The organism is Actinoallomurus liliacearum, assembly GCF_039542035.1.
GTDB lineage: Bacteria > Actinomycetota > Actinomycetes > Streptosporangiales > Streptosporangiaceae > Actinoallomurus > Actinoallomurus liliacearum.
In genome coordinates, this window is record NZ_BAABHJ010000005.1 from 53,152 (window position 1) to 78,973 (window position 25,822).

At 70.9% G+C, this 25,822-nt stretch carries 30 protein-coding genes and 1 pseudogene; 12 read left to right on the forward strand and 19 right to left on the reverse strand.

Annotation, left to right across the window (positions count from 1 at the left end; genetic code table 11):
- Nucleotides 1-3: 3 nt before the first annotated feature.
- The 6 genes from ABD978_RS07945 to ABD978_RS43800 form a co-directional block, all read right to left on the reverse strand.
- Nucleotides 4-1,080, reverse strand: coding sequence for an NADH-quinone oxidoreductase subunit B family protein (locus tag ABD978_RS07945; protein WP_345350790.1), 1,077 nt, complete (start codon nucleotides 1,078-1,080; stop codon nucleotides 4-6).
- On the reverse strand, nucleotides 1,077-1,760 hold the full coding sequence (locus ABD978_RS07950; RefSeq protein WP_345350793.1) for a D-sedoheptulose-7-phosphate isomerase: 684 nt from the start codon (nucleotides 1,758-1,760) through the stop codon (nucleotides 1,077-1,079). The genes ABD978_RS07945 and ABD978_RS07950 overlap by 4 nt, the downstream gene beginning before the upstream one ends.
- Nucleotides 1,747-2,007 (reverse strand): HypC/HybG/HupF family hydrogenase formation chaperone, encoded by a 261-nt coding sequence (locus tag ABD978_RS07955; RefSeq protein ID WP_345350796.1) that lies wholly within the window; start codon nucleotides 2,005-2,007, stop codon nucleotides 1,747-1,749. The genes ABD978_RS07950 and ABD978_RS07955 overlap by 14 nt, the downstream gene beginning before the upstream one ends.
- Nucleotides 2,004-2,621, reverse strand: coding sequence for a D-sedoheptulose-7-phosphate isomerase (locus ABD978_RS07960; RefSeq protein WP_345350799.1), 618 nt, complete (start codon nucleotides 2,619-2,621; stop codon nucleotides 2,004-2,006). The genes ABD978_RS07955 and ABD978_RS07960 overlap by 4 nt, the downstream gene beginning before the upstream one ends.
- Before the next feature lie 257 nt (nucleotides 2,622-2,878).
- Entirely contained in the window at nucleotides 2,879-3,844 is a 966-nt protein-coding gene (locus tag ABD978_RS07965) for an ATP-binding protein (protein ID WP_345350802.1), read from the reverse strand.
- Between the two features lie 153 nt (nucleotides 3,845-3,997).
- Nucleotides 3,998-4,114 (reverse strand): alpha/beta hydrolase, encoded by a 117-nt coding sequence (locus ABD978_RS43800; RefSeq protein WP_425550701.1) that lies wholly within the window; start codon nucleotides 4,112-4,114, stop codon nucleotides 3,998-4,000.
- Between the two features lie 844 nt (nucleotides 4,115-4,958).
- Between ABD978_RS43800 and ABD978_RS07975 the strand changes: the two genes are divergently transcribed.
- Nucleotides 4,959-5,345: an STAS domain-containing protein gene (locus ABD978_RS07975; RefSeq protein WP_345350808.1), complete on the forward strand. Its 387-nt coding sequence runs from the start codon at nucleotides 4,959-4,961 to the stop codon at nucleotides 5,343-5,345.
- An 80-nt stretch (nucleotides 5,346-5,425) separates the two neighbouring features.
- On the opposite strand, the gene ABD978_RS07980 is transcribed toward ABD978_RS07975, so the two are convergent.
- From ABD978_RS07980 to ABD978_RS07995, 4 genes and pseudogenes are all read right to left on the reverse strand, one after another.
- Nucleotides 5,426-5,929: a phage holin family protein gene (locus ABD978_RS07980; RefSeq protein WP_345350811.1), complete on the reverse strand. Its 504-nt coding sequence runs from the start codon at nucleotides 5,927-5,929 to the stop codon at nucleotides 5,426-5,428.
- Nucleotides 5,930-6,051: 122 nt separating this feature from the next.
- Nucleotides 6,052-6,237 (reverse strand): annotated as a pseudogene (locus tag ABD978_RS07985) (Orn/Lys/Arg family decarboxylase); the annotation flags it as partial.
- Between the two features lie 269 nt (nucleotides 6,238-6,506).
- Nucleotides 6,507-7,721, reverse strand: coding sequence for a CU044_5270 family protein (locus tag ABD978_RS07990; protein ID WP_345350814.1), 1,215 nt, complete (start codon nucleotides 7,719-7,721; stop codon nucleotides 6,507-6,509).
- Nucleotides 7,714-8,298 carry an RNA polymerase sigma factor gene (locus ABD978_RS07995; RefSeq protein WP_345350817.1) on the reverse strand — a complete coding sequence of 195 codons (585 nt, stop codon included), beginning with the start codon at nucleotides 8,296-8,298 and terminating at the stop codon, nucleotides 7,714-7,716. The genes ABD978_RS07990 and ABD978_RS07995 overlap by 8 nt, the downstream gene beginning before the upstream one ends.
- A 172-nt stretch (nucleotides 8,299-8,470) precedes the next feature.
- Here ABD978_RS07995 and ABD978_RS08000 point away from each other — a divergent pair, with 172 nt between their 5' ends.
- Entirely contained in the window at nucleotides 8,471-9,166 is a 696-nt protein-coding gene (locus tag ABD978_RS08000; RefSeq protein WP_345350820.1) for a hypothetical protein, read from the forward strand.
- Nucleotides 9,167-9,215: 49 nt separating this feature from the next.
- On the opposite strand, the gene ABD978_RS08005 is transcribed toward ABD978_RS08000, so the two are convergent.
- A complete protein-coding gene (locus tag ABD978_RS08005; protein WP_345350823.1) occupies nucleotides 9,216-10,904 on the reverse strand; it encodes a DHA2 family efflux MFS transporter permease subunit in 1,689 nt (562 codons plus the stop codon).
- Nucleotides 10,905-10,992: 88 nt separating this feature from the next.
- Between ABD978_RS08005 and ABD978_RS08010 the strand changes: the two genes are divergently transcribed.
- Together ABD978_RS08010 and ABD978_RS08015 are read left to right on the forward strand one after the other, a co-directional pair.
- The gene (locus ABD978_RS08010; protein ID WP_345350826.1) at nucleotides 10,993-11,976 is read left to right on the forward strand and encodes a helix-turn-helix transcriptional regulator; all 984 of its coding nucleotides are present in this window, start codon (nucleotides 10,993-10,995) and stop codon (nucleotides 11,974-11,976) included.
- Between the two features lie 127 nt (nucleotides 11,977-12,103).
- Nucleotides 12,104-12,412, forward strand: coding sequence for a hypothetical protein (locus tag ABD978_RS08015; RefSeq protein WP_345350829.1), 309 nt, complete (start codon nucleotides 12,104-12,106; stop codon nucleotides 12,410-12,412).
- Nucleotides 12,413-12,560: 148 nt separating this feature from the next.
- Here the strand turns inward: ABD978_RS08015 and ABD978_RS08020 are convergent, their stop codons facing one another.
- Both ABD978_RS08020 and ABD978_RS08025 read right to left on the reverse strand, forming a co-directional pair.
- Nucleotides 12,561-13,697 (reverse strand): hypothetical protein, encoded by a 1,137-nt coding sequence (locus ABD978_RS08020; RefSeq protein ID WP_345350832.1) that lies wholly within the window; start codon nucleotides 13,695-13,697, stop codon nucleotides 12,561-12,563.
- Nucleotides 13,687-14,283, reverse strand: coding sequence for an RNA polymerase sigma factor (locus ABD978_RS08025; RefSeq protein ID WP_345350835.1), 597 nt, complete (start codon nucleotides 14,281-14,283; stop codon nucleotides 13,687-13,689). The genes ABD978_RS08020 and ABD978_RS08025 overlap by 11 nt, the downstream gene beginning before the upstream one ends.
- Nucleotides 14,284-14,430: 147 nt before the next feature.
- On the opposite strand from ABD978_RS08025, the gene ABD978_RS08030 reads away from it, so the two are divergent.
- Both ABD978_RS08030 and ABD978_RS08035 read left to right on the forward strand, forming a co-directional pair.
- Complete coding sequence (locus tag ABD978_RS08030) at nucleotides 14,431-15,003, forward strand: RNA polymerase sigma factor (protein ID WP_345350838.1); 573 nt, start codon at nucleotides 14,431-14,433, stop codon at nucleotides 15,001-15,003.
- A gap of 5 nt (nucleotides 15,004-15,008) precedes the next feature.
- Nucleotides 15,009-15,647: a hypothetical protein gene (locus ABD978_RS08035; RefSeq protein ID WP_345350843.1), complete on the forward strand. Its 639-nt coding sequence runs from the start codon at nucleotides 15,009-15,011 to the stop codon at nucleotides 15,645-15,647.
- 50 nt (nucleotides 15,648-15,697) lie between these two features.
- On the opposite strand, the gene ABD978_RS08040 is transcribed toward ABD978_RS08035, so the two are convergent.
- Nucleotides 15,698-16,105 carry an ester cyclase gene (locus ABD978_RS08040; RefSeq protein WP_345350846.1) on the reverse strand — a complete coding sequence of 136 codons (408 nt, stop codon included), beginning with the start codon at nucleotides 16,103-16,105 and terminating at the stop codon, nucleotides 15,698-15,700.
- Nucleotides 16,106-16,169: 64 nt separating this feature from the next.
- Between ABD978_RS08040 and sigJ the strand changes: the two genes are divergently transcribed.
- A complete protein-coding gene (gene sigJ / locus ABD978_RS08045) occupies nucleotides 16,170-17,057 on the forward strand; it encodes an RNA polymerase sigma factor SigJ (protein WP_345350849.1) in 888 nt (295 codons plus the stop codon).
- Between the two features lie 131 nt (nucleotides 17,058-17,188).
- The gene (locus tag ABD978_RS08050; protein WP_345350852.1) at nucleotides 17,189-17,869 is read left to right on the forward strand and encodes a hypothetical protein; all 681 of its coding nucleotides are present in this window, start codon (nucleotides 17,189-17,191) and stop codon (nucleotides 17,867-17,869) included.
- A 949-nt stretch (nucleotides 17,870-18,818) separates the two neighbouring features.
- Here ABD978_RS08050 and ABD978_RS43805 read toward each other — a convergent pair.
- The gene (locus ABD978_RS43805; RefSeq protein ID WP_425550686.1) at nucleotides 18,819-18,914 is read right to left on the reverse strand and encodes a DUF397 domain-containing protein; all 96 of its coding nucleotides are present in this window, start codon (nucleotides 18,912-18,914) and stop codon (nucleotides 18,819-18,821) included.
- Complete coding sequence (locus ABD978_RS08055; RefSeq protein WP_345350855.1) at nucleotides 18,911-19,714, reverse strand: helix-turn-helix domain-containing protein; 804 nt, start codon at nucleotides 19,712-19,714, stop codon at nucleotides 18,911-18,913. The genes ABD978_RS43805 and ABD978_RS08055 overlap by 4 nt, the downstream gene beginning before the upstream one ends.
- A 182-nt stretch (nucleotides 19,715-19,896) precedes the next feature.
- Here ABD978_RS08055 and ABD978_RS08060 point away from each other — a divergent pair, with 182 nt between their 5' ends.
- Complete coding sequence (locus tag ABD978_RS08060) at nucleotides 19,897-20,343, forward strand: ATP-binding protein (protein ID WP_345350858.1); 447 nt, start codon at nucleotides 19,897-19,899, stop codon at nucleotides 20,341-20,343.
- Between the two features lie 168 nt (nucleotides 20,344-20,511).
- Here ABD978_RS08060 and ABD978_RS08065 read toward each other — a convergent pair whose 3' ends face one another.
- Both ABD978_RS08065 and ABD978_RS08070 read right to left on the reverse strand, forming a co-directional pair.
- Nucleotides 20,512-21,411, reverse strand: coding sequence for an MBL fold metallo-hydrolase (locus tag ABD978_RS08065; RefSeq protein ID WP_345350861.1), 900 nt, complete (start codon nucleotides 21,409-21,411; stop codon nucleotides 20,512-20,514).
- Nucleotides 21,412-21,435: 24 nt separating this feature from the next.
- Nucleotides 21,436-22,716 carry an MFS transporter gene (locus tag ABD978_RS08070; RefSeq protein WP_345350864.1) on the reverse strand — a complete coding sequence of 427 codons (1,281 nt, stop codon included), beginning with the start codon at nucleotides 22,714-22,716 and terminating at the stop codon, nucleotides 21,436-21,438.
- 128 nt (nucleotides 22,717-22,844) lie between these two features.
- On the opposite strand from ABD978_RS08070, the gene ABD978_RS08075 reads away from it, so the two are divergent.
- The 3 genes from ABD978_RS08075 (at nucleotide 22,845) to ABD978_RS08085 (ending at nucleotide 25,171) form a co-directional block, all read left to right on the forward strand.
- Entirely contained in the window at nucleotides 22,845-23,054 is a 210-nt protein-coding gene (locus tag ABD978_RS08075; RefSeq protein WP_345350867.1) for a hypothetical protein, read from the forward strand.
- Nucleotides 23,041-24,432: an amidase gene (locus tag ABD978_RS08080; RefSeq protein ID WP_345350870.1), complete on the forward strand. Its 1,392-nt coding sequence runs from the start codon at nucleotides 23,041-23,043 to the stop codon at nucleotides 24,430-24,432. Before ABD978_RS08075 ends, ABD978_RS08080 begins: the two co-directional genes overlap by 14 nt.
- Nucleotides 24,433-24,598: 166 nt before the next feature.
- The gene (locus ABD978_RS08085) at nucleotides 24,599-25,171 is read left to right on the forward strand and encodes a TetR/AcrR family transcriptional regulator (RefSeq protein ID WP_345350873.1); all 573 of its coding nucleotides are present in this window, start codon (nucleotides 24,599-24,601) and stop codon (nucleotides 25,169-25,171) included.
- A 106-nt stretch (nucleotides 25,172-25,277) separates the two neighbouring features.
- Here the strand turns inward: ABD978_RS08085 and ABD978_RS08090 are convergent, their stop codons facing one another.
- On the reverse strand, nucleotides 25,278-25,787 hold the full coding sequence (locus tag ABD978_RS08090) for a tetratricopeptide repeat protein (RefSeq protein ID WP_345350876.1): 510 nt from the start codon (nucleotides 25,785-25,787) through the stop codon (nucleotides 25,278-25,280).
- Nucleotides 25,788-25,822: the final 35 nt, after the last annotated feature.

The window sequence follows — 25,822 nt, forward strand, 5'->3', positions numbered from 1 at the left end:
GGATCACCTCCAGGGCGGCTCGTAACCGGTGAGCAGGGCGCGGCCCTTCTGCCGCCACCTCGGCTCCTTGTCGACGGTGTCGAGAGTGATCTTTCGCAGCCTGCGGATGGCCTTCCCGTACAGGCTGCTGGCCCCCGAGGAGACCTTGGCGCCGGGCGGCTCGTCCATGAACGGCATGAACTTGTCCGGGAAGCCGGGCATCGTGCAGGCGATGCAGATGCCGCCGACGTTCGGGCAGCCGCCGACGCCGTTGATCCAGCCGCGCTTGGGCACGTTGCACTTCACGACCGGGCCCCAGCAGCCGATCTTGACCAGGCACTTCGGCGAGCCGTACTCGGTGGTGAACTGGCCCTGCTCGTAGTACCCGGCGCGGTCACAGCCCTCGTGGACGGTCTGGCCGAACAGCCAGGTCGGGCGGAGCATCTCGTCGAGCGGGATCATCGGCGCCTGTCCGGCGACCTGGTACAGCAGGTACGTGATGGTCTCCGCCAGGTTGTCCGGGTGGACCGGGCAGCCCGGCACGTTCACGATCGGCAGGCCGGCCTTCGACTTCCAGTCCCAGCCGAGGTAGTCGGCCACGCCCATCGCGCCGGTCGGATTCCCGGCCATGGCATGGATGCCGCCGTACGTCGCGCAGGTGCCCGCCGCGAGGAGGGCCGTCGCCTTCGGCGCCAGCCGGTCCAGCCACTCGCTGGTGGTCATCGGCTGGCCGGTCTCCGGGTTGTTGCCGAACCCGCACCAGTAGCCGTCCAGCTTGATCGACTCGTTCGGGATCGACCCCTCGACGACCAGGACGAACGGCTCGAGCTCACCGCGCTCGGCCTTGAAGAACCACTCGATGAACGTGTCGGCCCCCTGCATCGGCCCGCACTCGAAGTCGATCAGCGGCCAGTGCACGGCGACCTTGGGCAGCCCCGGCAGCGCGCCGAGCACGATGTCCTCGATGCTGGGCTGCGTCGCGGCGGTCAGGGCGACCGAGTCGCCGTCGCAGCTCAGCCCCGCGTTGATCCACAGGATGTGGACGACCGGTTCCTCCGTCGCCTCGGGTTCGGCCGTCGGTGGTGCGGTCGGCGCCGTCATGTCGTCGCCTCCTGGACTGAGAGCGTCCCGAGGGCGTGCTGCGTCAGCTCCCACAGGACGTGGTAGACGGTCGTCTGCGCCTCCTGGATGCGGTGCACGGACGACGACGGGATCACGAACAGGTAGTCGAGGGACTCCAGCTCGGCCAGCCTGCCTCCCTGGTAACCGGCCAGCGCGATCGTCAGCATGCCGCGCCGCGCCGCCTCCTCGACCGCCCGGATGACGTTCGGCGACCCGCCGCTCGTCGACAGGCCCAGCGCGATGTCGCCCGTGCCGCCCAGCGCGGCGAGCTGGCGGGCGAACACCACCTCGAAGCTCACGTCGTTGGACAGCGCGGTCAGCACCGCCACGTCATTGGTCAGGCACAGCGCGGGCAGGGCCCGCCCGCGTGGCGGATACGAGAACGCCTCGGCGACCTCCTGGGCGTCGGTGCTGCTGCCCCCGTTGCCGAACGTGAACAGCCGGCCGCCCATGGCGAACCGCTTGGCCATCGCCTCGGCGCACTCGGCGAGCAGCACTCCCGACCGCTCGGCGACCTCCCGCCGCAGGGCGACGATCTCGTTCGCCTTCTCCGCCGTCGACCGGCCGACCTCCGCCAGGACGTTCTCCAGCTCGGACTCTCCCGCGTACAGGAAGGGGTACAGCTCCTGCATCCCCTCCGGTGGCTCACTTCCGGTCATGGACCCTCCCCCCTGCGACTCCGCCGGCGTCCGCGCGTGTCACCACCGCGAGGGCCTCTTTCGCGTGGACCAGGATCGTGTCGCCGACGGCCGCGTCGACCAGCGCGACGCTGACCTCCTCATGCGCGCCGCCGCCGACGTCCGCGACCGCGAGGCCGTCCTCGAGCAACCGCACCACCGTGACGGGCACGGCCTCGTCGGAGCAGGTGACGCACACCTCCTCCGAACACGGGCCGCGCTCGGTCACCCGATCACCTCCGGGCCGAGCAGGCCGGGCTGCTCGAAGAACACGTGAACGAGCTCCCACAGGATGTGGTACGTCGTCACGTGGATCTCCTTGACGACCGCCGGGTCGTCGCTCTGCGCGGTCAGCAGGTGGTCGACCGCCGGGCTGCCGGCCAGCATGCCGCCGTCCCCGCCGGTCAGCGCGACCGTGAGCAGCCCCAGCTCATGGCCTGCCTGCAGGCCGCGAAGGACGTCCACGCACTGCCCGTCCGCGGAGATCCCCAGGACGATGTCCACCGGCGCGCCCCACTGGCGCACCTGGTGGGCGAAGACCTCGCAGAAGCCCTCGTGGCGGGCCACCCCCGTGATGGCCGCCGCGTCGTTGCTGACCGCGAGGGCGGGCAGCGCCCGCTTGCCCACGATCACGGGGTGCATGAACTCCACGGCGACGTGCGCCGCGTCCGTGCCCGCCCCGCCGTTGCCGAACGCGATGAGCTTGCCGCCACGATGAAAGCGGACCGCCATGTCCTGGCAGGCCCGCGCCACTCGCTCGCAGTCCTCGGCGAGCATCCGACCGGCCGTCTCACGCCTCGCGAACGCCTGACCGACCCGTTCCATGGGTGGTGTCACAGTCATGTGCACGCTCCATTTCGGATCTGTCTCGTCACGCTATGTCCATGTGGTTCTGGGGCAACACCCTGTGTCGCACAACCAGGGGTAAAGCCTCGGCGCGCTGAGTAACTTCTCGGCGACGACCATCGCCGGAAGGTTTCGGAACTCTCGTTGGACGGGCAAAGCGGCCGGACACGAAACGATCCCCTCGCCCGGGCCGAGGCGGGCGAGGGGATCGTGAGGAGAGGCGAGTTCGCCTGGTCCGCGACGCGGAACGGTCCCTATGCGGTGGTGAGGGCCGTTTCGGGGGCGAGGGTGAAGTCGGGGTCGATCTGGGTGGTGAGGTCCTGGCCGGTGGCGGCGTTCGCCCAGGCGTGGGCGTTCTTGAGGTGGAACTCGACGGCCTGGCGGGTGAACTTCGGCCAGTCCTTCGGGCGGGCGTCGACCGCCCCTCGGAGGGTGGCGAGCGCGGCCCGGTCGTGGTCCTCCAGGTCACCGAGGTGGAACGGACGCCCTTGCTCCATCGCGCGCACGGCGCCGGACTGGCCGACGCAGCACAGCAGGTCGTCGCCGACGTGGTCGCGCAGGAACGCGACGTCGTCGGGACCGTGCACCTTGTTGCCGATGACCTTCAGCGCCACGTCGTAGTCGGCGGCGTACTCGGTCCACTGGCGGTAGACCGCGACCCCCTTCCTGGTCGGCTCGGCGACCAGGAAGGTCAGGTCGAAGCGCGTGAACATCCCGGAGGCGAACGACTCCGCCCCCGCCGTGCAGTCGACGACGGCGTACTCGCCGGGCCCGTCGACCAGGTGGTTGAGGTACAGCTCGACCGCCCCGGTCTTGGAGTGGTAACAGGAGACGCCCAGGTCCTCCTCGGTGAAGGGCCCGGTCGCCATCAGCGTCGCGCCGGCGGCCTCGACCGAGAGCCGGGAGTGGATCGGATCGTCGCCGCCGATCCGGAGCAGCCGCGATCCGCGGCCCGGCGGCGTGGTCTTCACCATCGCCGCCGCCGAGGAGATCCGCGGGTTGGTCCCCCGGAGGTGGTCCTTGATCTCGGGCAGGTGCGCGCCCATCGCCGGGATCGCGGCGGCGGCCTGCTCGGACAGGCCCAGCGCGACGCCTAGGTGCTGGTTGATGTCGGCGTCGACCGCCACGACCGGCGCCCCCTCCGCCGCCAGGTGACGGACGAACAGGGACGACAAGGTCGTCTTGCCGCTGCCTCCCTTGCCGACGAACGCGACCTTCATGTGTTCCTCCCGGTGCAGCCGGTCTATCGCCTCTGGTGTCGCCCGGCGTCGCCACGCGAGTACGGGGCGCGACCGGGTCGTGTGCTGCCGATCGTAGCGGAAACGAAAATCATTTTCGCTGTCGATTCGGATACTCGGCGTGACCGGCGACGCTCAGGCGCGGCAGACCGTGCCGGCCGCGGGCGCCTGGCCGGTGATCAGGTAGTCGACTTCGTGGGTGCGGGCGCAGGAGGAGTTGTAGAGCGCGGTGTGCCCGTCCCCGTCGTACAGGAGATCCTGGACTCACCGAGCGCGGCGCGGATGGCCTCCACGTCGCGAGCGGCGCTGGTCGTGTCGACGTGCCCGAGCAGGGAGCCGGTCGCCTTGAGGCAGTCCAGCCCGTGGCCGCGGCTGCTCGCCGTCAGCCGCCGGTACTCCGCCGGGGTGGTGGGAAGGGTGGGGGCCGCCGGGTCGTACACCGGCGTCGAGCAGCGGACGGGGGTGCTGTCGCCGACCCCGCGCGGGTCGAAGCCCACCAGGTCGAACCGCGCGCGCAGCGGCTTGAGGTCCGGCGTTCCGAGCAGCATCCCGCCCTGCGCGACCACCGCGGGCGGCGGGGGCGGACCCGGAGGTCAGCAGGGCGGCCGCGGCCAGCGCCACGGTGACGGACGAACGCTTCATCGAAACTCCACTACACGGGGGATCGAGGGCGTCAATGATCATTCCGAATCCCGGGTCGGCGGGCGTCGGCCGCCGGGAGGACCTCGCGGTGCCCGCTCGTACGACCCTCGGCCGACGCGTCCGCCACCTCCGGGCGACCGGCCGGGGGCCGGGATCCTCCGCTCGTGAGACTCGCCCTGACCATGGCTTTTCTCGTTGTTAGGCGAATCCGGAATTTCCTCGCCCGTCGCGCTGTTGAAGATTTCGAGAGCTGGACGGCTTCCCGCGAAGTTGCCGGGCGGTGACATGCCGATGTCCCGCCGTACGGCACGTTTGTGCACTCGCGAAACGGGCATGGTGCCCCATTAACGCGCCACGCCGTGCATGGTATCCGTCACCCTCTTGGAAACGATCAGTAATCGCGCGATGCTGTGATGGTCACGGGTGCCCCACGGTGTTCCGGACTGGAGGTCCCATGGACGTTGCCCTGGACATGTTCGCGATGGAGTGCGAGGACTACACCCTCGCCATGCCGCGTGGTGAGGTCGATGCCTTCACCGGGCGTACGTTCCGGGGGCGTCTGCTGGAGCTCGTCGCGTCGGCCGACCGGCCGCTGCTGGTGGACATGAGCGGGGTGCCGTTCTTCTCCGCGGCCGGCCTGAACGCCGTGGTCGCGGCCGAGAAGCTCTCCCGCGAGCGGGGCGTCCCGGTCGCGTACTTCGACCTCATGCCCTGCGTCGAGCGCCCGTTCCGCATCACGGGAGTCGACAAGGTCACGCTGATCTGCCCGACCCTGCAGGACGCCATCTGGTGCGTCCTCCCGCTGAGCGACGCCGAGATCGCGAGCTGGGAGCTCTCCTAGAGTCGATGGGTGTCCGTCGCTCGGAGCGGCCGTGCCCCGTCAGAGGTGCCTGGTGGAGCACGGCCTTCCCGGGTGCCGGCTCACCACCGGCTGTGCTCGGTGTGCGGAACGACCAGTTCGGCGGGCTCGGACGAGATCGGCTCGACGGCGATCGCCTTCGCGTGGCTCGCGCTGCGCCGCATCAACTGGGCGTCCTCCTTGAGGGTCTCGACGGTCCGGTGCGGCGGTGAGACGCGCCGCATCCGCTGACGGCCCAGGGCGGCCATGACGGCTCCCGCCACGGCCCAGAGACCCGTGATGATCAGCGCCGCCCAGGCGATGTCCACCACGTGGGCGAGAGCGAAGATCGCCGTCAGCGATCCGATCACCATCACCATGTAACCCGCGAAGCCCGCCCCGCCGAAGAGCCCGGCGGCCTTCCCGGCCTTCATCGCCTCCTGGCGGATCTCCGCCTTCGCCAGGGCGACCTCCTGCCGCATCAGCTTCTGCAGGTCGGCGGTCGTGTCGCTGACGAGGCGGCCCAGCGAGGTGTTCCCGGACACGGTCGTCCGCCGAGTGCCGGGGCCGTGCAATGAGGTCGTCATGTCAGCTCACCTCCGTTCGGTTCGCTGCCGATCGACTCGGCGCCCCCTAGTCGAGGTTCGCCAGGTCCGTCCTGTGAAGCGATCCCATACCCGCTTCGGACCGTTCGACCCCTCCTGACCTGCTACTCGGCCACGACGCGGAAGCTCTTCACCTCGCTGTCGGCGACGTCCGGCACGACCATCCCGGCGGCCACTCCCGTGCACAGGTAGTCGACGACGGGCTCGTTCAGGCGTTCGCCGGGCAGGACGGCCGGGATGCCGGGCGGGTACGGCGTCATCATCTCGGCGGCGATCCGGCCGACGGCCTGGTCGGCCGGGACCCAAGCTTCTTACGTCCCTGAGCCCGCCCCCGGTTCTCCCGGATCTCAAAGGCCATCGCATCCCCTCAACAGAGGTGTTGCAACGACCACTAGAACCCAAGGTCGAGTACGGGGGCCTCAGCGTGGTTCATGAGGAGCGGGTTTCCCGCTGCGTGGGGCCGAAAACACGTGATCATTCCAGGTGAGGCGGGTGTCCCGGAGGGGACCCGGCTGCCGGGTCCCCTCCGGATCACTCACCGGGGAGCGGGTGCGCTCTCCTACGAGTTCGTCCACTCCGCGACCGCGTACACCTCGTACGAGGACACCTCCCCGGGTCGGTGGAACCGGTCGGGCATGTCCTGGACGCGCAGCGCGCGGGGCTTTCCGTCGTCGCCCGGCGGGAGTCTCCGGCTGCCGTGCGGCGGCGTCGCCACGACGTCACGCATGGTCAGGAGGGTTCCGGTGCCGGGGTCGATGATCCACTGACGCCGGTAGGTGCCGAGCTGCTTGGGCGCGGTGTAGATGCCGAGGGGGACCGTCGTCTCCAGCGGCAGGGAGATCACCGTTCCGGTACGGCCCAGGGGGTCGGTCGCCGTGCCGCCCGCCCGGACGCCGGGCAGCGCGGCGAGCATCCGGAACGCCGCCGCCCGTACCTTCGGGGGGGCAGGGGCGTCGGCCAGCAGGACGCCGGCCACGTCGCTCAGCGCACGGACGCGCTCCTCGCCCCGCAGCGACCCCAGCGGCTCCTTCCCGGCCGTCGAAGAGTACGCGTGCCAGCGGTCGCGCAGGGCGAGCAGCGTCTTCTCCAGCGCCTTCGGCTCGGTCGGCAGCTTGGCGATCTGCGCGGGCGTCATGCCGTAGAACCGCGCGACCTCGCCACCCTTCATCGGTCGCGGACGCGGCGCCCCCACGGGGGACTTCGCGTCCAGGAACAGCGTCCCCACCACGCCTGGGTCGCCGCTCGGAACGTCGACCTTCATCGGGGATCCCGCTCGCTGCCACTTCGCCTTGTCCTGGGCGGTCCAGGGGCGGGCGGGCAGGTCGGCGTAGTTCCTGGACTCCCTGCCGTCGCGTCCGACCCAGCTGTCGTACTGCTGCCGCGAATCGACCTTGTAGTGGTCCGCCCTGGCCGTGCCGACATCGTAGATCGTTCCGTCGATGCGCCTGGTGTGCCAGTACGCGCCGTTCGGCGTCGCCTTCTCCGCGCTGGTCGCGGCGGCCAGCAGGACGTTCCCGTCGCCGCCCGTACGGAGCGGGACCGAACGGCCGGGCGGACGCGGATCCGAGTGGCCGGACAGGACGGCCATCGATCCCGCGGCCACCGCCCCGGCCGCGACCACGCCCATCAGCGGCAGAGTGAGCCGACGCGGGGTACGCGAGCGAGGCGTGCGCGCGGGGGCGGAGCGCCAGTTGGTGCGCAGGGCGAGCCGGTCGGGGCTCTCCTCCTGGGCCAGCGTCGTCCGCATCTGCCGCAGAGCGTCGATCTCATCCATCGTTCTTCGCCTCCGGGAGGGCCTTGCGCAGTTTCTTCCGAGCTCGGTGGATCTTGGCCTTGACGGTGCCGAGCGGCAGGTCCAGCGTCGCCGCGATCTCGGCGTACGACAGCTCGCCCCAGGCGAGCAGCAGAAGGGCGTTCCGGTCCTGGGCGCTGAGCGCGGCGAGGGCCTTCGCCAGGTGCGGGCCGAGCGCCGCGGCCGCCATGCGGTCGTCGGCCGACTCGGTCACGCCGTCCTCGGCGGGGTCGACCCCGGTCCGGGCGAACGCCCGGTACATGCGGGTCTCCTGCCGATGGTGCCGGGAGATGAGCTTGCTGGCGATGCCCCACAGCCACGCGCTGAACTCCGAGCGTCCGTCGAATCTCTCCCGGCGCCGGAACGCGATGGCGAACGTCTCCGACACGACGTCGTCGGCCAGGGTGGGCCCGAGGCGCCGTTTGGCGTAGGCGTGGAGTCGTGGCGCGTGGCGGCGGAACAGCTCGCCGAACGACTCGGGGTTCTCCAGGGATGCCGCGACGAGTGCCGGATCGTCGGGTTCCTCCTGCGGCAGGCTCACCGCTCTGATCGTGGCCATGGGCCGCTGTGTCCCTTCATGCGTCACTCTCCGTTCCTGCTGACACCCCCTCTCTCCCGAAGACCGGGGCCGGGTTGCGTTCGGACGCGCCGAATCATGATCTTCGCCATCGCGACCGGATCGTCATCTCTTCGCCCTGCCGGTGCCGTATCGCTCGGGTACGGTGCGCGGCATGGTCGATGCGTTCGATGTGCGTGCGGAGCTGGCCGGTGTCGAGGATCGCGCCGGCGCGTGGCGGTTCATCCAGGGGTTCGCGGCGGCGTGGGCGACACCGCTCACGGACGCGGACGGCTGGGACGACGCCGCCCTGGACGCCGTCGAGGCCCGGCTCGGGATCACGCTGCCCGCCGCGGTGCGCGAGGCGTACGCGCTGTTCGGCCGGCGCACGGACCTGACGGCCAACCAGGACGAACTGCTCGAGCCGAAGCAGCTCTACGTCCACGACGGCCTGCTGGTCTTCCGCGACGAGAACCAGGGCGCCGCGTGCTGGGGCGTCCGGCTCGACGGCCCGGACCCCGCCGTGTGCGTCCGGCCCGACCTGGAGGACGAGGACGCCGAGGACTGGGAGCCGTGGCTCGACGCGTTCTCCCTCGCCTGCGTCGAGCTCGTCCTGTCGGAGTCGTTGCACGCCGCCGAGGAGCTCGCCGACTACCGCGAGGCCGACGAGGACGACCTCGAGGCGCTCGAGCGCTACGCCCGCCTTCCCCTCCCGGAGTACCCGTCGGGGCAACTGCCCGGCACGCGCTGGTTCGCGGGCCTGGACGTGCTCGTACGGGAGGACGAGCGGTCCTGGATCACGATCCGCGCCCGTTCGGAGGAGGCCCTCGTCAACGCCTGCGAGGACTTCGGCGACGGCTGGCTCGCCTGAGACGCCTACGCCCCCGGCCGGACCGGCCGGGGGCGCGGGCGTGGTGGCGTCAGGCCGGTGCGGCCTCCGCGCGGGCCGTCTTCGGGAGCAGGAACCCGAGTCCGAACGCCAGCACGATCAGCCCGATGGTGACCAGCGCGGTGGTCTTCGCGGCGTCGAGCGAGTCCCGCCGGTGGGTGTCCAGACCGGCCGTCGTGAGGGCCTTGACGACCGCGGGTGACGCGGGCCCGGCGGCGCGGCAGCTCGCCGGGACGACGTCCGGGTCCTTCTCGGCCTCCCGGTCCTGGACGCACGCCCGGACACCGGCGACGATCCCGGCCTGGGCCGGGCCGGGCACGCCGGCGCGGGTCAGCTCGACGCGGAGCCGGGGCGCGGCCGTCGCGTCGAAGTTGTGGTGCGCCTGCGCGCCGAGGAGCCCGAAGAACACCGTGCCGATCACCGCGACGCCGAGCGACATGCCGAGCTGCTGGATCGCCTGCAGGGTGCTGGACGCCGAGCCGACCTCGTGGTCGGTGACCTCGCCGAGGATGATGTCGAACATCGGCACGAAGATCATGCCCATCCCGGCCCCGCCGATCAGCAGCGGGACGGCGAAGTCGAGGCTGGTGAGGCCGGGCCCGGCGTACTCGAAGACGGCATAGAGGACGGCGAGCCCCGCGCCCATGCCGGTCAGCCCGATGTGCAGGAGCCGGCGCCCCAGCTTGACCATCAGCATGCCGCTGATCGCCGACCCGATCATCGCGCCGAACGCCCAGGGCGCCGTCGTGAGGCCGGCGCGCAGCGGGCTGTACCCGAGCCCGACCTGCATGAATACGCCCAGCGTGAGCATCGTGCCGCCCATCGCGCAGGTGAAGGCGATCGCGAACAGCACCCCGGAGGCGTACGAGCGGCGGGCGAACACCCCGGTCTCGATCAGCGGCGTCGCTCCGGCCCGCTTGCGGCGAACCTGGTACGCGGCGAACAGCGCGAGCACCGGGACGGAGGCGACGAGGAGCGCCTCGCTCCAGACCGGCCAGCCCAGCTCACGCCCCTGGACCAGCGGGAAGATCAGCATGAAGATGCCGGACGCGGCCAGCGCGACACCGGGCAGGTCGAGCCGCGCCGAGCGCACGGCGGGCGGCGTGGCCGGCAGGAACCTCGCCGCGACGGTCAGCGCGAACGCGCCGATCGGCACGTTGACCAGGAAGATCATTCGCCAGCCGGTGCCGAACAGGTCGGCGTGGATGAGCGTTCCGCCGATGACCGGGCCGAGCACCGCCGACAGGCCCATGACCGGGCCGAACGCGGTCCACGCCTTCTTCATCTCCGCGGGCGGGAACAGGTCGCGGATCAACCCGAACCCCTGCGGCAGCATCACCGCCCCGAACGCGCCCTGCAGCACCCGCGAGACGATCAGCATGGTCGGGGAGACGGCGGTCGCGCAGGCCACCGACGCGACCGTGAAGCCCGCGACGCCGACCAGCAGCATCCGTTTGCGGCCGAACATGTCGCCGAGCCGCCCGCCGATCAGCAGCATCACGGCGAGCGCCATGGTGTAACCGGCCGCCATCCACTGCAGCGTCGCGTACGAGCCGCCGAGGCTCGTCCGGATCGCCGGCGCCGCCGTGTTGATCACCGTGCTGTCCAGCAGGTCCATCACGCTCGAGGCCAGGACGGCCGAGAAGGCGAGCCATCGCCACCGGTACGGCGCGGCGGTCCGCTCCTCGGCCGAGACGGGGGATTCGAGAATTTCGGTCAAGACCATCTCCTGTGAACGAGGTCGATGGACACGACGTTAGGCTCGATAGCGGCCACTTCCTGACCTCAATGACCGGGACCCTGGAGACATGGCGAACACCAGCTCACGCACGCTCCGGCTGCTGTCCCTCCTGCAGACCCACCGGTACTGGCCCGGCCCCGAGCTCTCCGATCGCCTCGGCGTCTCCGCCCGTACGCTTCGCCGCGACATCGACCGGCTCCGCGAGCTGGGCTATCCGGTCGTCGCGCACCGCGGCGTGGACGGCGGCTACCAACTCGCGCCCGGCGCCGCGCTGCCTCCGCTCGTCGTCGATGACGAAGAGGCAATCGCCCTCGCCATCGGCCTGCGGATGGCCGCGCAGGGTGCCGTCGCCGGGATCGAGGAGTCGGCCGTACGGGCGCTGACCAAGGTCATCCAGGTCATGCCGCCCCGCCTGCGCCGCCGCATCGACGCGCTTCGTACGGTCACCGTCCCCGCCGCCTGGGGCGCCGGCCCGACCATCGACGCCGACGCGCTGACCGCCGTCGCCCAGGCCTGCCGCGACGAGGAACGCCTGCGGTTCTCCTACCGGGCGCGGGACGGCGAGTTGACCGCCCGTCACGTCGAGCCGCACCGGCTCGTCTCCCTCGGCCGCCGCTGGTACCTCGTCGCGTACGACCTGACCCGCCACGACTGGCGCAGCTTCCGGCTCGACCGCCTGGCCGACCCGGGCAGCACCGGCGAGCGGTTTCGCCCCCGTGACCTGCCCGCCGAGGACGCCGCCGACTTCGTACGGGCGGCCATCAGCAGCATGCCGGCGGCGTACGACGTGGAGGTGCTCGTGCACGCCCCGGCGGCGAAGGTCCGCGCCGTCGTCTCGCGCTGGGGCACGGTCGAGGAGCTCGGCGAGGACCGCTGCCGGCTGCTGATGACCGTCGACGGACTGGAGTGGCCGGCGATGCTGATCGGCGCGGTCGGCGCCGACTTCGAGATCGTCGGCCCATCCGAGCTCACCGACTTCGTCCGCGAGTGGGGCACCCGCTTCCTCCGCGTCACCGCCGCCGACGACCGCCGAGGATCTCGTACGTCATAGCGACGGAGACCCTCGGCAGAAGGTCCCGGGCGGTCTGGTTCGGTGGCCGACGGGCCGACTCTCCGAACAGTGAGCGGTTGTGAACGGCAAGAGCCGATCACATGGTGTTGTCACAGAGGAGAGTCCCATGAACCCCACCACGCGTGCCCAGGCCCTGCTGGCGATGAACCGCTGCTCGGCGGCTGCCGTGGACTTCGGTCTCGCCATCGCGGACGTCGCCTTCCGCGTCACCATGGTCGGCGCCGGCATCGTGGGCCTCATCGCCGGCATCATGGTCCTCGTCGGCCCCATGGACATCGTCGTCGGCAACGTGCAGATCATCGTCGGCCACGTGCACAGCCCCCGCATCACCGCGATCGTCGGCTTCGGCTGGGCGCTCATCGTGCTGCACGGCATCGTCGCCGACCGTCGTCACCGATCCGCGTCAAGGGCGTAAGAGCGCCCCTGGCGTCCCCCGAATCGGAAGTGGCTTCTCGTGTGAGGGGCCGCTTCTGCTTTTCCGCGTGGGCGTCGGCCCGGAGGCGCTCGTCGACTCCAGGCGCCGGTACCGCCCGGTTGCGGGGGCACCGGCACCTGAGGTCAGGTCAGTTGACCGGGTTCGGGGTCCAGTTCGACGGGTCGAGGCCCTTGACCGTCAGGTGGTGGAACAGGCCGGTGACTCCGCCGGTCTTGTTGAGCTTCGCCAGGACCGTGCCGGACGCGTTGATCTGGACGTTGAATCCGTTCACCCCGTAGACGTACACGAGGCTCGGCGTCACGTAGGCGGGGTGCCCGTCCAGCTTCGTGTTGGGGCGAGGACGCCCCGGGATGGGCCTGCCGGGCCCAGCGGCGACGCCGGTGCCGATCGTGCCGTCCGACTTGGTGACGCCGATGAGGAGATTGGACGACGGGCCGTCGACGATGAAGTCCAACGTGGCGCCGACCTCACCGTACGCGCCGTTGTTCAGCACCGTGCGGTTCGGCGTCAGCCCGCCGGGCACGCCGCCGACGTGCAGGGGCATCGCGATCGGCCGGGTGCCGCCGAATTTCGCGGACTCGGCGATCCTGTGCGCCGTCTTCGTCAGCTCGGCGCTGTTCCCCGGCAGCCCATTGCCCTCGAGCTCGGCCCAGCGGTTCGGGGCCTGCTGCCAGCGCAGGCTGAACTGCGACTGCCCGGACGGGTTCGGTTTGAAGATCCAGTACGCGGAGTGGCCGTTGACGGAGGCGGCGGGGATCCGCTTGGCCGGGACGCCTCCGGGGAGGTACCCCAGGAACGGCTCTTTGCCGCGCCCGTAGGCGGTGAGGGTCACGGTGCCCCCGCTCTTCCCCTTCTGCTGCGCGGTGACCTGGAAGAAGTCCTCGTGCTGGTGGTCGGCCACGTAGCCGTTCGCGTGCAGGCCAGCGGGCAGCCAGCCGAAGGTCGCGCGCTCCACCAGCGGGTTGTCGTACCTGGCCGACACCGCGGCGGGAGAGCCCTGCACCGTCACAGGGGAGCCGCCCACCTGTGTGGCCACGACCGCACCGGCGGCGGCGGTGGCCAGTCCACCGGCGAGCAGCACGCCCCACGCGCGCCCGAAGCGCCGGCCCGCCCGTACGGGGCGCGGTGCCTCGGACGAGCCGTCGATCATCGCGTGGAGCCGCTTCCGGCCGGTGTCCAGCCGCTGCTGCGAGGGGATCGGGGCGTCGGTGCGCATCGTGCGCATCAGGTCGAGTTCGTTCACGGTCGGTGCCTCAGCCTTCATCCGAAACGAGCATGGGGTTTCCGTCGCCGAGCGCGGCGCGGATCTTCTTTCGAGCCCGATGCAGCCGGGATCGCACCGTCCCCACGGAGACGCCCAGCGCCTGGGCCGTCTCCTCGTAGGACAGGTCGGCCCAGGCGATCAGCAGCAGAACCTCTCGATGGGCTCGGCTGAGACCGGCCAGGGCCGTCGCGAGCGACTGGTGCATCCCGGTCGCCATGACCCGGTCGTCGGCGTTGTCCAGCTGACCGCCGTACGTCTGCACCACGGGGTCCGCACCGCTGCGGGCGAACGCCCGCAGCATCCGCGTCTCCTTGCGGTGGTACTGGGCCATCACATTGGCGGCGATCCCGTACAGCCACGGTCTGGCGTCCGGCCGTCCGAGGTCGTAATGTCGGCGTTTCTCGAACGCCCGGTAGAACGTCTCGGCGGTGACGTCGTCCGCCATGTCGTCGCCCAGCCGCCGGGCGACGTACCGGCTGATGTGGGGGGCGTGCCGCTCGTAGAGCGCGGCGAAGGCCCCGGGCTCTTGCCAAGACTGCTCGATCGCAGCGGCGTCGCCCACGCCCTGTCGGGTCGTCACAGTCATACGGCTCCTGTCTCTTGTAGCCGGTGCTCCGGCCGTGCGCGGAGTGCGCTTCACCCGCGTTTCCCCGAACTCAGGAACCGGGTTCCGTCGGTAACGCCGCACGGCCGACGGTCCAAGAGCGGGTGAACTTCCGAAAGGAGACAGCGCATGGCCGAACCCGAGACCGGCCTCTCCCACATCAGACACGATCCCGAAGCGTTCGAGGCGTTCTACCGGCGCCACGTCGAGACGGTGAACAGGTTCGTGGCGCGGAGAGTGGACGACCCGCACACCGCCGCGGACCTGACCGCCGAGGTGTTCATGGCCGTGATCGACTCCGCGCACACCTACCGGCCGAGTCGCGGCAATGAGATCGCCTGGCTCTTCGGCGTCGCGCGGAACGTCCTGGCCGCCGACCGGCGCCGGGCGGGCCGGGAACAACGCGCCAATGGGCGGATCGCGGGGCGGCGGTTGCTCGACTCGGACGACATCGACCGGCTGGTGGAGCGCATCGACGCCGAGAGCGCCGGGCGCCGTACGTACGAGGCCCTCGCCGATCTGCCGGGCGGGGTCCGGGCACTGCTGGAACTGATCGCCGTCGACGGGCTGACGGTCACCGAGGCGGCCGCCGCGCTCGGCATCCGCCCGGTCACCGCCCGAGTCCGGTTGCACCGGGCCCGCAAAGTCCTGAGAGACGCCGTCTCCGCCCAGAGTCCCGCCATGGCGTACGCAGAGGAGTGATCACCGTGCAGACCTTCGAAGATCGGCTCCTCGCGGAGCTCAAGCACGTCGTGGCGGCCAACCGGCCGACAGAGGAGTCCCGGCGCCGGCCGCGGCGACGGGCGGGACGCCGCCTCGTCCTGGCGGCCGGAGCCGTCGCCGTCGCGGCCGGGACGGTGATCGCGGTACCCGCCCTCACCGAGGACAAGAGCGCGCGGGCGAACGCCGTCGAGCGCGTCCCGGACGGCTCCATCGTGGTCCGCCTGGTGGAGTTCACCCATCCCGAACGGGTCGAACAGAAGCTGCGCGCCTTCGGCGTCACGGCGAAGGTGGACTTCCTGCCCTTCGGAACCCAGTGCAAGGGGCGTGAGTTCGACGGCGACTTCTGGATGTCGGACAAGCCGGACACCGGGGTCTTCGGGGACGATCCCGGCGTCGACCCGCATGCCGACGAGGACATGAGGGGAGAGGTGGGCACGCGCATCTACCCGGACAAGCTGAAGCCGGGGGAGATGGTGGTCCTCGACGTCTGGTTCCAGAACACGAAGGACCCCACATCGGCGAGCGTCCTCGTCCCCATGGTGAAGAAGGCCGGGACGGTACCCGCCTGCGTCCGGGTGCCGGGCGGCCCTCATTCGGGCCCGGACGGGGGCGTCGGGGGCTGACCTCGGGGCGGCCGCCTCCGAACGGCGACCCGTTCGGAGGCGGCGCCTGCTCAGGAGGTACGGCCCGCCCCGATCTGCCGCTGCAGCCGGTTCACATCGACCACCGCCCAGATCTCGTTGATCCGGTCACCCTCGAAGCCGAAGATCACATTGCCGGTGGTCTCGATCCTCCGGCCGGTCGGCGCGTTCCCGAAGAAGTCGCCGTCGTGGGTGCCGGTCAGCGTCCAGCGCACGGCGGCCCGGTCGCCCTCGCTGATCACGTCCTCGACCTGGTAGTGCAGGTCGGAGAACCCGGCGCGCATGAACGTGTCCACCCGCCGTACGGCCGCCGGGCCGCGCGGCGCGTCCGGGTCGTGGGTGGTCATGTCCGGCGTGATGAGCTCATCGGCCAGTTCCGGCCGCCGCTGGTTGAGCATGTCCTCGTAGAATCGGTGAACGATCTCGGCCTTCGATGTCATCTCGCTCCCTCTGGTCGGTCCGCTGGGTGTCGGCGCCAGTGGAGACAAGACAGAGGGGCGTTCTGTGACAACGATCGGGGATGTCTTCGACGGCGAGCGCGGCCGGCTGTTCGGGCTCGCGTACCGGCTGCTGGGCTCGGCGGCCGACGCGGAGGACGTCGTCCAGGAGGCGTTCCTGCGCTGGCACGCCGCCGACCAGCGGGCGATCGAGACGCCCGGCACCTGGCTGACCAAGGTCGTCACCAACCTCTGCCTCAACCACCTGACCTCGGCCCGCGTCCGGCGCGAACGAACGGGGCCCTGGCTGCCGGAACCGGTGCTGACGGGGCACGGCGCCCTCGGACCGCTGGAAACGGCCGAACAGCGTGAGTCCGTGTCACTCGCGTTGCTCGTCCTCCTCGAACGCCTGACCCCGGTCGAACGCGCCGTCTTCGTCCTGCGCGAGGCGTTCGGCTACCCGTACGAGGACATCGCCGCTGTCGTGTCGACGTCCGAGGGGAACTGCCGCCAGCTCCACAGCCGCGCCCGCCGCCGGATCGGGGACGGGCGTACCCGCTTCGCCGCCCCGGATGAGCAGGCGCGACGCCTCGCCGAGCGGTTCCTCGCCGCGGCCCGGGCCGGTGACCTGGTGGCGCTGGAGGAGCTGCTGGCGGCCGACGTCACCGCGTGGGTGGACGCCGGCCCGTCTTCCCGGCGCACGGTACGCGGCCGGGAGGAGGTCGGCCGGCTGGCCGGAACGGCGCTCGCCCGCTTCGCGCCACGGACGCTCATCGCCGAGGCCAACGCCGCTCCCGCCCTGCTCTTCGTACGGGCCGGCGCCCTGCTGGGCGTCACCGTCCTGGACATCGACGAGGCCCGCATCCGGAACCTCCACACGGTGACCGACCCCCGCAAGCTCGCACTTGTGCAGCGCCGCCTCCTCCCCGCGCCCGCTGATCAAGCGCGGCCCTGACCGAAGGCTCGGCAAAGGCCGGAATCGGGTGTCGAGCTCATCCGGACAGATGGCGATTGTTCGAGCGTCCTGGCGTCCACTGACCGAGCCTTCCGCACGCCCGGACGGCGGCAAGGTGCGATGATCCGCTCATGGGGGCAGGGTCGGAACTCGTCAAGAAGCAGGCGGTGGCCGCCGCGGTCACCGTTGCCGCCGGGATGGCGTTGGCCTTCGCCGCGTACGGTGAAGGCGCGTTCAACCTGCTGTTCGTGGTCGGCGTTCCGGGGCTGCTGGTCGCGTTGTTCGTGCTGCCGTTGTGGGCGGCGGCCCGCCCCGGTGACCTGCGCCGGATGGGGTGGTGGGCGGCCGCCGTGCTGGGCGGCGGGCTGCTGCTCCTGACCGTGACCGCGCCGAAGTTCGCGCTGCTGGTCCTCGGCGACGCGCTCCTCCTGACGCTCGGATGGCCGTTGGCGACCTCCGCCGCCTGCCTGATGGCGGTCGCGGCCGTCAGGTCGGCCCTGTCCCAGGGGCCGAGGGCGGCGCGTACGTGGGCCCGGTCATCATGGGCCGGGCTGCTGAGCGTGGTGGCGACCTACGGGTACGGGCTGAGCCATCTGGACGACGGGATGACCGACAAGGACCGAGTGTGCCGCTTCGCCCCGTCAGGCGTACGGACGGGGCACAACGGCGGACAGAGCCTGCTCCCACTGAGCGACACCACCTGCGGCCCCGACACGGTGCCCGCCTTCGTCAACCCGATCCTGGCCGTCCTCACCGTTCTCCTGGCGCTCTCCCTGGCCGCCCACGTCGCCGTCCGTCTCAAAGCCAGGTGAGCCCCGGTGGTGGAAGGCTCGGTGAACGACCACCAGGCTCCTCGAAGGAACCTATTTATGCGGACTAAGTCGGCGCGTGTTCCCTCCTCTGCCGAGCCCTGGGTGCGTCGCCGCACCCCGCACGGCGCGCCGACCGGGCGCGCGATCTCCGCAGCGGGGCGCGCGGCTCCCGAGGATGGAGGGACCCCCCGAGCGACGGCGCAATCGCCGGTGAACGGCGGTCGCCTGGCAGCACGTACCGAAGGCTCGGTCAACAAAGGTCGGGCCGCCCGAGCTACGGCCATTCATCTGGAGGAATGGGGCATGTGATCCGCTCTTCCCCGAGTCTTTGGTCCCGGCGGCCCCTCGGGTGGCTCCACGGCCCCGGCGGAAGGATCGGTAACCGGTCGCCGGGCCTCTCGAAAATCGCCACTATCCGGGCGAACTCTGTGCGCAACCTGTCCTTCGTCCGACTCTTTAGCCCCCGGCGTAATGGGCCCCGGAGGAAGCGGCACCCGAGACGGCTCGCCTGCTGACGTTGGCCTTGCCGCCGCCGCTGTCGCATCGCCGCCTGCCACTCCTCGGGAGTGCTGATCGTGCCGTTGCGGACGCGCTCGGCCAGTGATCTGCTTCACCGCTCACCTTGAGGCCACTTCCGGCGGGTCCGCGTTGACCACCCGGACGACGGGATGGTCGACGTCCAGGACCGGGTGTGCCGCTTCGCATCGTTAGGCGGACTTTCCTGGGGCGTCTACGCAGAGGAGAATCCGTCTCCTCTCCGTAGACACCCCAGCACGGGGCACACCGGCGGGCAGAGCCTGCTGCCCCTGAGCGACACCTCCTGCGGCGCCGACACGGTGCCCGGCTTCGTCAACCCACTCCTGGCCGTCCTCACCGTTTCTTCTGGCGGCGTCCGTGGCAGCCCACCTCGCCGCCCGCTTCGAAGCCAGGCGAACTCGGTGGCTCGTGATCAGGAGCGGGAGGTAACGACGGCGACTTCGACGCATTGACCGCCGTTGGCGCCGGAGCGGCTGGACTTTCGCCAGTCGGAGCTTTTCGAGTTCATGTTTCCTCCCGGACCTGCCGGATGAGGTCCAAGGATGCGGACACCGGCAAAGCGACGACGCGGAGCGCTTCGTAGGTCTGCTGTAGGGCTTTGACGAGGTCGGGCTTCTCGTGGAGATGACTGGTCGCCGGATCTTCACTGTAAGCGATGTCCGGCGCTTCGTCGAAGCTCAAGATTGTGAAGCTTGAGGTCAGTCCCGCGTGGGCGCCGGCGGCGTGGGGAATCACCTGGATGTTGATTCCCGGTTGCTGTGCGAGTTCGGCCAGTCTGTCGAGTTGAGCGCGTTGCGTCTCCTTGTCGCCGATCTCTCGGCGGAGGACCGACTCGTCGATGATCGCCCATATGACTGGCGGCTTGTCCCTGGTCAGAATTCCCTGGCGCTCGATCCGGGCGGCGACCAGGTCGTCGATGACCTCTGGTCGGGCGGCGGGTCGTCCGGCGGTGAGCAGGGCGCGCGCGTACTCGGGGGTCTGGAAGATGCCTGGGATCACGACGACGTCCCACATGTGGATTCCTGAGGCGTCGCGCTCGGCCTCGGCGTAGCGGGCGAACGATTGGACCGGGTGGGTCTCGTGTTTGAGGAGGCCGTGGAGGACGAGGAGGGCGCCGCCGGTCTTGAGGGCCTTGTCGCAGCGTTCGACGAAGTCGCGGCGGGGGACCTTCTGGGCGGTCTCGACGTTGCTGATCATTCCCTCGGAGTAGTTGATCAGCTTGGCGAGCTGGCCCTGGGTCATGTTGTCGGCGGCGAGTCGGTAGCGGCGTAGTTCGGAACCGAGTGCGATCAGCGTTGGACTGCGCATCTATGTCCCTTTCTGTACTGCTTTCCGGGGGGGTTCACGGGCCCTCACCTCAGTGCGGGGCGAATTCACGATGTGAAAGGCATTCCGTGCTGGGTATCCACGCCTGCACACAGCGTAGTTGTTCATGGCCAAGATGGTGGCGAATCGGCGGAATCAAATGACCGAGAGGGGCGGTGCCGGTCATGCATCGCATAGCAGAAGAACGTCGTATCGCTTGGGAACGCGGCGAGATTCACGGGGTGCTGCTCGGGGAGATGCGGCTTCCGATACGACCTGAATCGGCGACGCCGGCGCGCCGTTTTCTGACGGCGGTCTCTCTCGGGTGGGGGATTCCGGACGCCGCCGACACGGCCGAGCTGCTCGGCTGCGAACTCGTCACGAACGCGGTCCGCCACGCCGCGGCGATGCCGGGCTCGACGCTACGGCTCGTCCTGATCCGGGACGGCGAACGGCTGCGCGTCGAGGTCCACGACCCGTCCGGTGAGCCACCGGCCACGAGGGATCCGGGACTGGAGGCCACGACCGGGCGCGGCCTCCTCATCGTCGGCGCGCTCTCCACCGACGCCGGCTGGCATCCCACGGCGCACGGAAAGGCGGTGTGGTTCGAACTTCTTCCACGCTGGCCGTGACCGTACGGGTGAGTGGGTATGCCGGCCGGTAGATCGGCTGCCACATCGCGTCGTGGACCTGCCGGGCCGGTTCCTTGAGAGCCTTTTCCCAGCGCCTGTCGGTGGCGGCGTTGGCGGCCGAGGCCGACCGGGACGCGGGCGGGTCGTGCGGGCGGGACGGGCCGGCGGTCAGCCCGCGGGGACGGGCAGCAGCCGGTAAGAGCCCCCGTCGGCGATCACATGGCCGGCGGTGGGCGGCGCGAAGTGGGTGCCGAGGAGGAGGGTGTCCGTGTCGGCGAGGGAGGCGAGCAGCTTACGGCGTGTCGCCTCGGACTGCCGCGGGTCGATGTCGACGCAGGCGCCGATGGCGGGGTGGGCGAGCTGGACCGGGTGGTGGACGCAGTCGCCGGTGATCAGCGCCTTCTCGCCCCGGCTGGTCAGTTCGACGGCGACGTGGCCGGGGGTGTGGCCGGGCGTGGGGATCAGGCGCAGGCCTGGGAAGATCTCCGTACCCTCGGCCGGGACCTCGACCAGGGCCAGCAGGCCCGCCTGTTCGACCGGGATCACCGAGTCGCGGAACATCTGCCGGCGCGCCTCCTCCATGTCGTACGTGGCCCAGAACTCCCGTTCCGCGCGGGTGGTGAGGTAGCGGGCGTTGGGGAAGGTGGGGTCCCAATCGCCGTTCACCTTCCGCGTGTTCCAGCCGACGTGGTCGGCATGCAGGTGGGTGAGGATCACCAGGTCGACGGAGTCCGGGGAGAAGCCGCCGGCGGTGAGTCGCTCCAGGAAGTCGGTCCGCAGGTTGTGCCAGGCCGGGTTGGCCCGCTCCTTGCCGTTGCCGATTCCGGTGTCGACGAGGACGCGCAGCCCGTCCACGGCGAACGCGAAGCTGTGGCTGTCGATGTGCAGGGTGCCGTCGTGGTCGGCGAAGTGGGGGTGCAGCCAGTCCTGGGCGGTCACCACCTCGGGGGTGGCGTCGGGCAGCAGCCACGGTCCGGTCGCGGGCGGCAGAAGGACTTCGTCGACGCGGTGGACGGTGACGTCGCCCACAGTCCAGGAGGGGATGGGGGCGGCAGGGGAGTTCTGCATGGTTCGTCGTTTCCTTTGCTCTCTTCAGTCGAGGTGGTCGGCAGAGGGGTGGCCGGCGGCTGCCCGGCGCCGTAGCGCGACGAGCGCTGCCAGGGCTGCCATGGCGAGGAGGGCCGCGACGACGGCGTAGGCGTGCGCGGCGATCCCGAGCCCGTACTGCTGGGTGACGGCGCCCGCGGCGACTGCGGGCAGGCTCATGGCGAGGTAGCTGAGGACGTAGTAGGCGGCCAGGGGCGCGGCGCGGTCGTGCTCGTCGAGCGAGGCGAGAAGCATGCGCAGCGCCCCCTGGGAGACGGCGCCGAAGGCGATGCCCGCGAGGGCCGCGCCGCCGTGGACGGCGAGCAGTCCGGCGCCGTGCAGACCGCTCAGGGTCAGAGCCGTGGCGGGGAGGACGGACAGACAACCGCCGATCAAGGTGGCGAGGGTCGCGGTGCGGCGCAGCGCCCACACGGTGAGCGCGGCGGTGGCGCTGAGGGTGAAGAAGACCATGCCGCGGGCCGCCTGCGGGGCGTCGGGGGCCACCAGACGTACGAAGGCCGGGCCGAGGGAGGAGTAGAAGCCGCCCAGAGACCAGATGGCGACAATTCCGGTGCCGACGGCCGGCAAGGCGTGGCGCGCCGTGGGCGGGACACCGAGCCGGGGGGTCAGCGACCGCATCGTGCCGGCGCGACGACGGACTGTCTCCGTGGTGAACATGACCGCGATCGCCTGGATGACGAACAGCGCCGCCAGCAGTGCGTAGACGGTGACGGTGGGGGCGGGGGCGAAATGGACGAGAAGGGTGGAGGCGAGGACGCCCATGGCCATGCCGGCGACCGGCGCGATGCTGTTGGTGAGTGCGGATCGGCCGGGGTGCCGGGGGTTCTCCAGGTCGAGGAGGGCCGCGCCCGCAGCACTGGTGGCCGCGCCGGTGGCCGCTCCCTGGAGGAACCGCGCGACTGTCAGGACGACCGCCCCGTCCGCGGAGGCCAGGAGAATCATGGCGGCGGCCTCGACGATCAGGGAGACGGCCAGGACGGGGCGCCGGCCGAGGTGGTCGGAGAGCGCTCCGATGGTGAGCAGGGCCGCCAACAGCGTCAGTGCGTAGGCGCTGAAGACCACCGTCACGGCGAGCGGGGACAGACCCCACTGGTCCTGGTAGAGGGGGTAGAGCGGCGTCGGAGCACTGGATGCGGCCAGGAGGGCCGCCAGCACCGCCGTGTCGAGGACGAAGGAAGCCGCGCGGTTCCTCTCGTGGGCGGCGTGGGCGGCGTGGTCGGCCCGGAGGGAACATGGCGCGGGTGCGTCGTACCTGACGCTGGGCATGGAACTCCTTCCCGCAAAAGCAATCCGTTTGCGTTAAGCCACCGTAGAACCTACAGTCGAGCTAAAGCAAACCGTTAGCTTTTGGCGTGGCGTGCTTTGTCACTCCAGCCCTGATCAGGAGAGAGTCCGTGTCCTCCACCGAACTCACGCCGCCAGAGGCAGCCCGCTGGGCCGCCCGTGCCGGACTTCCGCTGCCGACCGACCGTCACGCCGCGGTCGCGGCCACCGCCAATCACATCCACTCCGTCGTCGCGGTCCTGCGGGAGCTGGACTTCGGGGACACCCCACTCGCCGGTGCCTACCGCGCGGGAGAGGAGAAGCGCGATGCAGCCGTATGAGCTGTCCCTCGCCGCTGCCGCGGAGGCGATCCGGACCCGGCGGCTGTCCCCCGTGGAACTGGTCGACTCGGTCCTCGACCGCATCGAACAGGTGGAGCCGCGCCTTGACGCCTACGTCACGGTCGTCGCGGAGCAGGCCCGCCTGGCGGCGCGCGAGGCCGAGCGCGAAGCGGCACAGGGCCGGTACCGGGGGCCGCTGCACGGCATCCCGGCCGGGCTCAAGGACCTGATCGACGTGGCCGGATCGCCCACCACGGCCAGTTCCCGGGTCCGCGCCGGCCACCGCGCGGCATCCGACAGCACGGTCGCCGCGCGCCTGAGGGCCGCCGGCGCGATCCTGGTCGGCAAGACGCACACCCACGAGTTCGCCTACGGCCTGACCACCCCGCAGACCAACAACGCCTGGGACCGCGGCAGGGTCGCCGGCGGCTCCAGCGGCGGGTCCGCCGTCGCCGTCGCTTCAGGCGCGGCGACCTTCGCCCTGGGCACCGACACCGGCGGGTCGATCCGGGTACCCGCCGCGCTGAACGGGGTCGTCGGCCTCAAACCGACCTACGGTCTCGTCCCTCGCCACGGTGTCACGTCCCTGTCCTGGTCGCTGGACCACGTCGGCCCGATCACCCGCACCGTCGAGGACGCGGCCGTGGTCCTGACCGCCCTCGCCGGGCACGATCCGCGCGACCCCGCTTCGCTGGCCACCCCCGCCGTCGACCACCGCCCCGGTGCGGGCTCAGACCTGACGGGGCTGTGCGTCGGCCTGCCGCGTACCTACTACTTCGACCAAGCCGACGCGGAGGTGGAGGCCGCCGTCCGGCGCGCGATCGCGCAGTTGGAGGCGCTGGGCGCACGGCTCATCGAGATCGACATCCCGATGACCCGCTACATCCAGGCCACCCAGTGGGGACTGATGGTGCCGGAGGCCACCGCCTACCACGAGAGCACCCTGCGGACGGTCCCCGAGCGGTACCAGGCGGACGTCCGCATCCTCCTGGAGGCCGGCGAGCTGATGGGCGCCGGTGACTACCTGCGCGCCCAGCGCTCGCGGACACTGATGCGGAGGGAGTGGGCCCGCATCCTGGAGGAGGTCGACGTGATCGCCGCCCCGACGGTCCCGACGACCGCGGTCAGAGCCGGCGAGGAGACGATCACCTGGTCCGACGGCGCGGTCGAGAGCGTCTCCGACGCCTTCGTCCGCCTCTCCTCCCCCGCCAACATCACCGGGGTGCCCGCGCTGTCCGTCCCGGTCGGTCACGACACAGCGGGCCTGCCGATCGGCATGCAGTTGCTCGGCCGGCCCCTCGGGGAGCGCGTACTCCTGCGGATCGGTCACGCCTACGAGCAGGCGCAGCCCGCCCGGGCGCTCGCGCCGGTCGCCTGAGAGCGGTGCGCGGGCCGGGCCGAGATCGCAGGCACGGCCCACGCACCGTTCGGCTTCGGGGGGATCAGGACCGGATGCCCGCGACGAGGAGGTCGGGGAGGGCTCTGACACAGACGTCGAACAGGCGCTCACCTTAAAAGCAAGGATTTCGCTTTAAGATGGTGCCATGAGTCGTCGGCAGATAGTGCGCCCAGGCGGGCGCAGCGCCCGGGTCCAGGCGTCGGTGCACACCGCCGTGCGCGAGCTCCTGTCGGAGGTGGGCCGCGACGCGCTGACAGTGCCACTGGTCGCCCAACGCGCCGGAGTCACCCCTTCGACGATCTACCGCCGCTGGGGCGACCTGCAGGAACTGCTCTCCGACGTCGCGGTGGAGCGGCTGCGGCCCGAGACGGAGCCGGAGGACCACGGTGACCTGCGGACCGACATGACGGCCTGGGCCGAACAGTTCCTCGACGAGATGGCCTCCTCTTCGGGCCGCGCCTACATCCGTGACGCTCTGCTCGGCGACCTGGACGGCACCAACGCCGGCCAGTGCTCGGCCTACGCGGCCGAACAGATCGACGTCGTCCTCGCCCGTGCGCGCGATCGGGGGGAGGACGCCCCCGATGTCGAGACGGCCATGGACCGCATCGTCGCCCCCGTGATGTATCGCATCCTCTTCCGCCCGGCGGGGCTCGACGCCGCGTACGCCCGCCGGATCGTGACCGAGTTCCTCGGCGCAACCGGGGAGGACGACTAACCGCGCGACCCGAGCCCCGCGGGATTGCCGACGTGGTGGTGTCATTCCGTGCGACGGCGGTGGTCAGCGCCGAACTCCGGCACGGCGCCGTCCGTGGCCGTACGCGTCAGAGGGAGCCGGGCGTGATCTCGTCGAGGTGGTCGGCGTAGTACTCGATCGCCCGGCGGTAGCCCTGCACGCGTGGATCATCGCTGGTGGCGGCCAGGGCCTTGAGCAGTCCCGCCACCGCGTCGCGGGACTCACCGAGGTTGTACGAGGTCATGGCGAGGAAGGCGGTCAGCGCCGCGTCGCCGGGGAACTCCTCCAGCCCGCGGCGAAGAGTCGCCCGCGCCAGGTCGTACCGGCCGAGGACGCGATACGTGCTGCCAAGGCCGAGGAAGGCACCGTGCCGGTCGTCCGCCGAGAGTCCCGAGCCGGTCAACGCCCGCTCGTAGAAGGGGACCGCCTCGGCCTCCAGCCCGAGCACGTCGTGCGCCCACGCCGTCTGATAGGCGATCTCGGCGTCCTCCGGGTACCGCTCCGTGAGGTCCAGCAGCCGCTCGCGGGCCCGGGCGGCCTGACCTTCCTCCCGGAGCCGTACGGCCTGTGCCAGGGCCGCGTCGCGCTCATCGTCCATGTCGGCACAGCCTGCCAGCCATCGCCCGCCCGAGG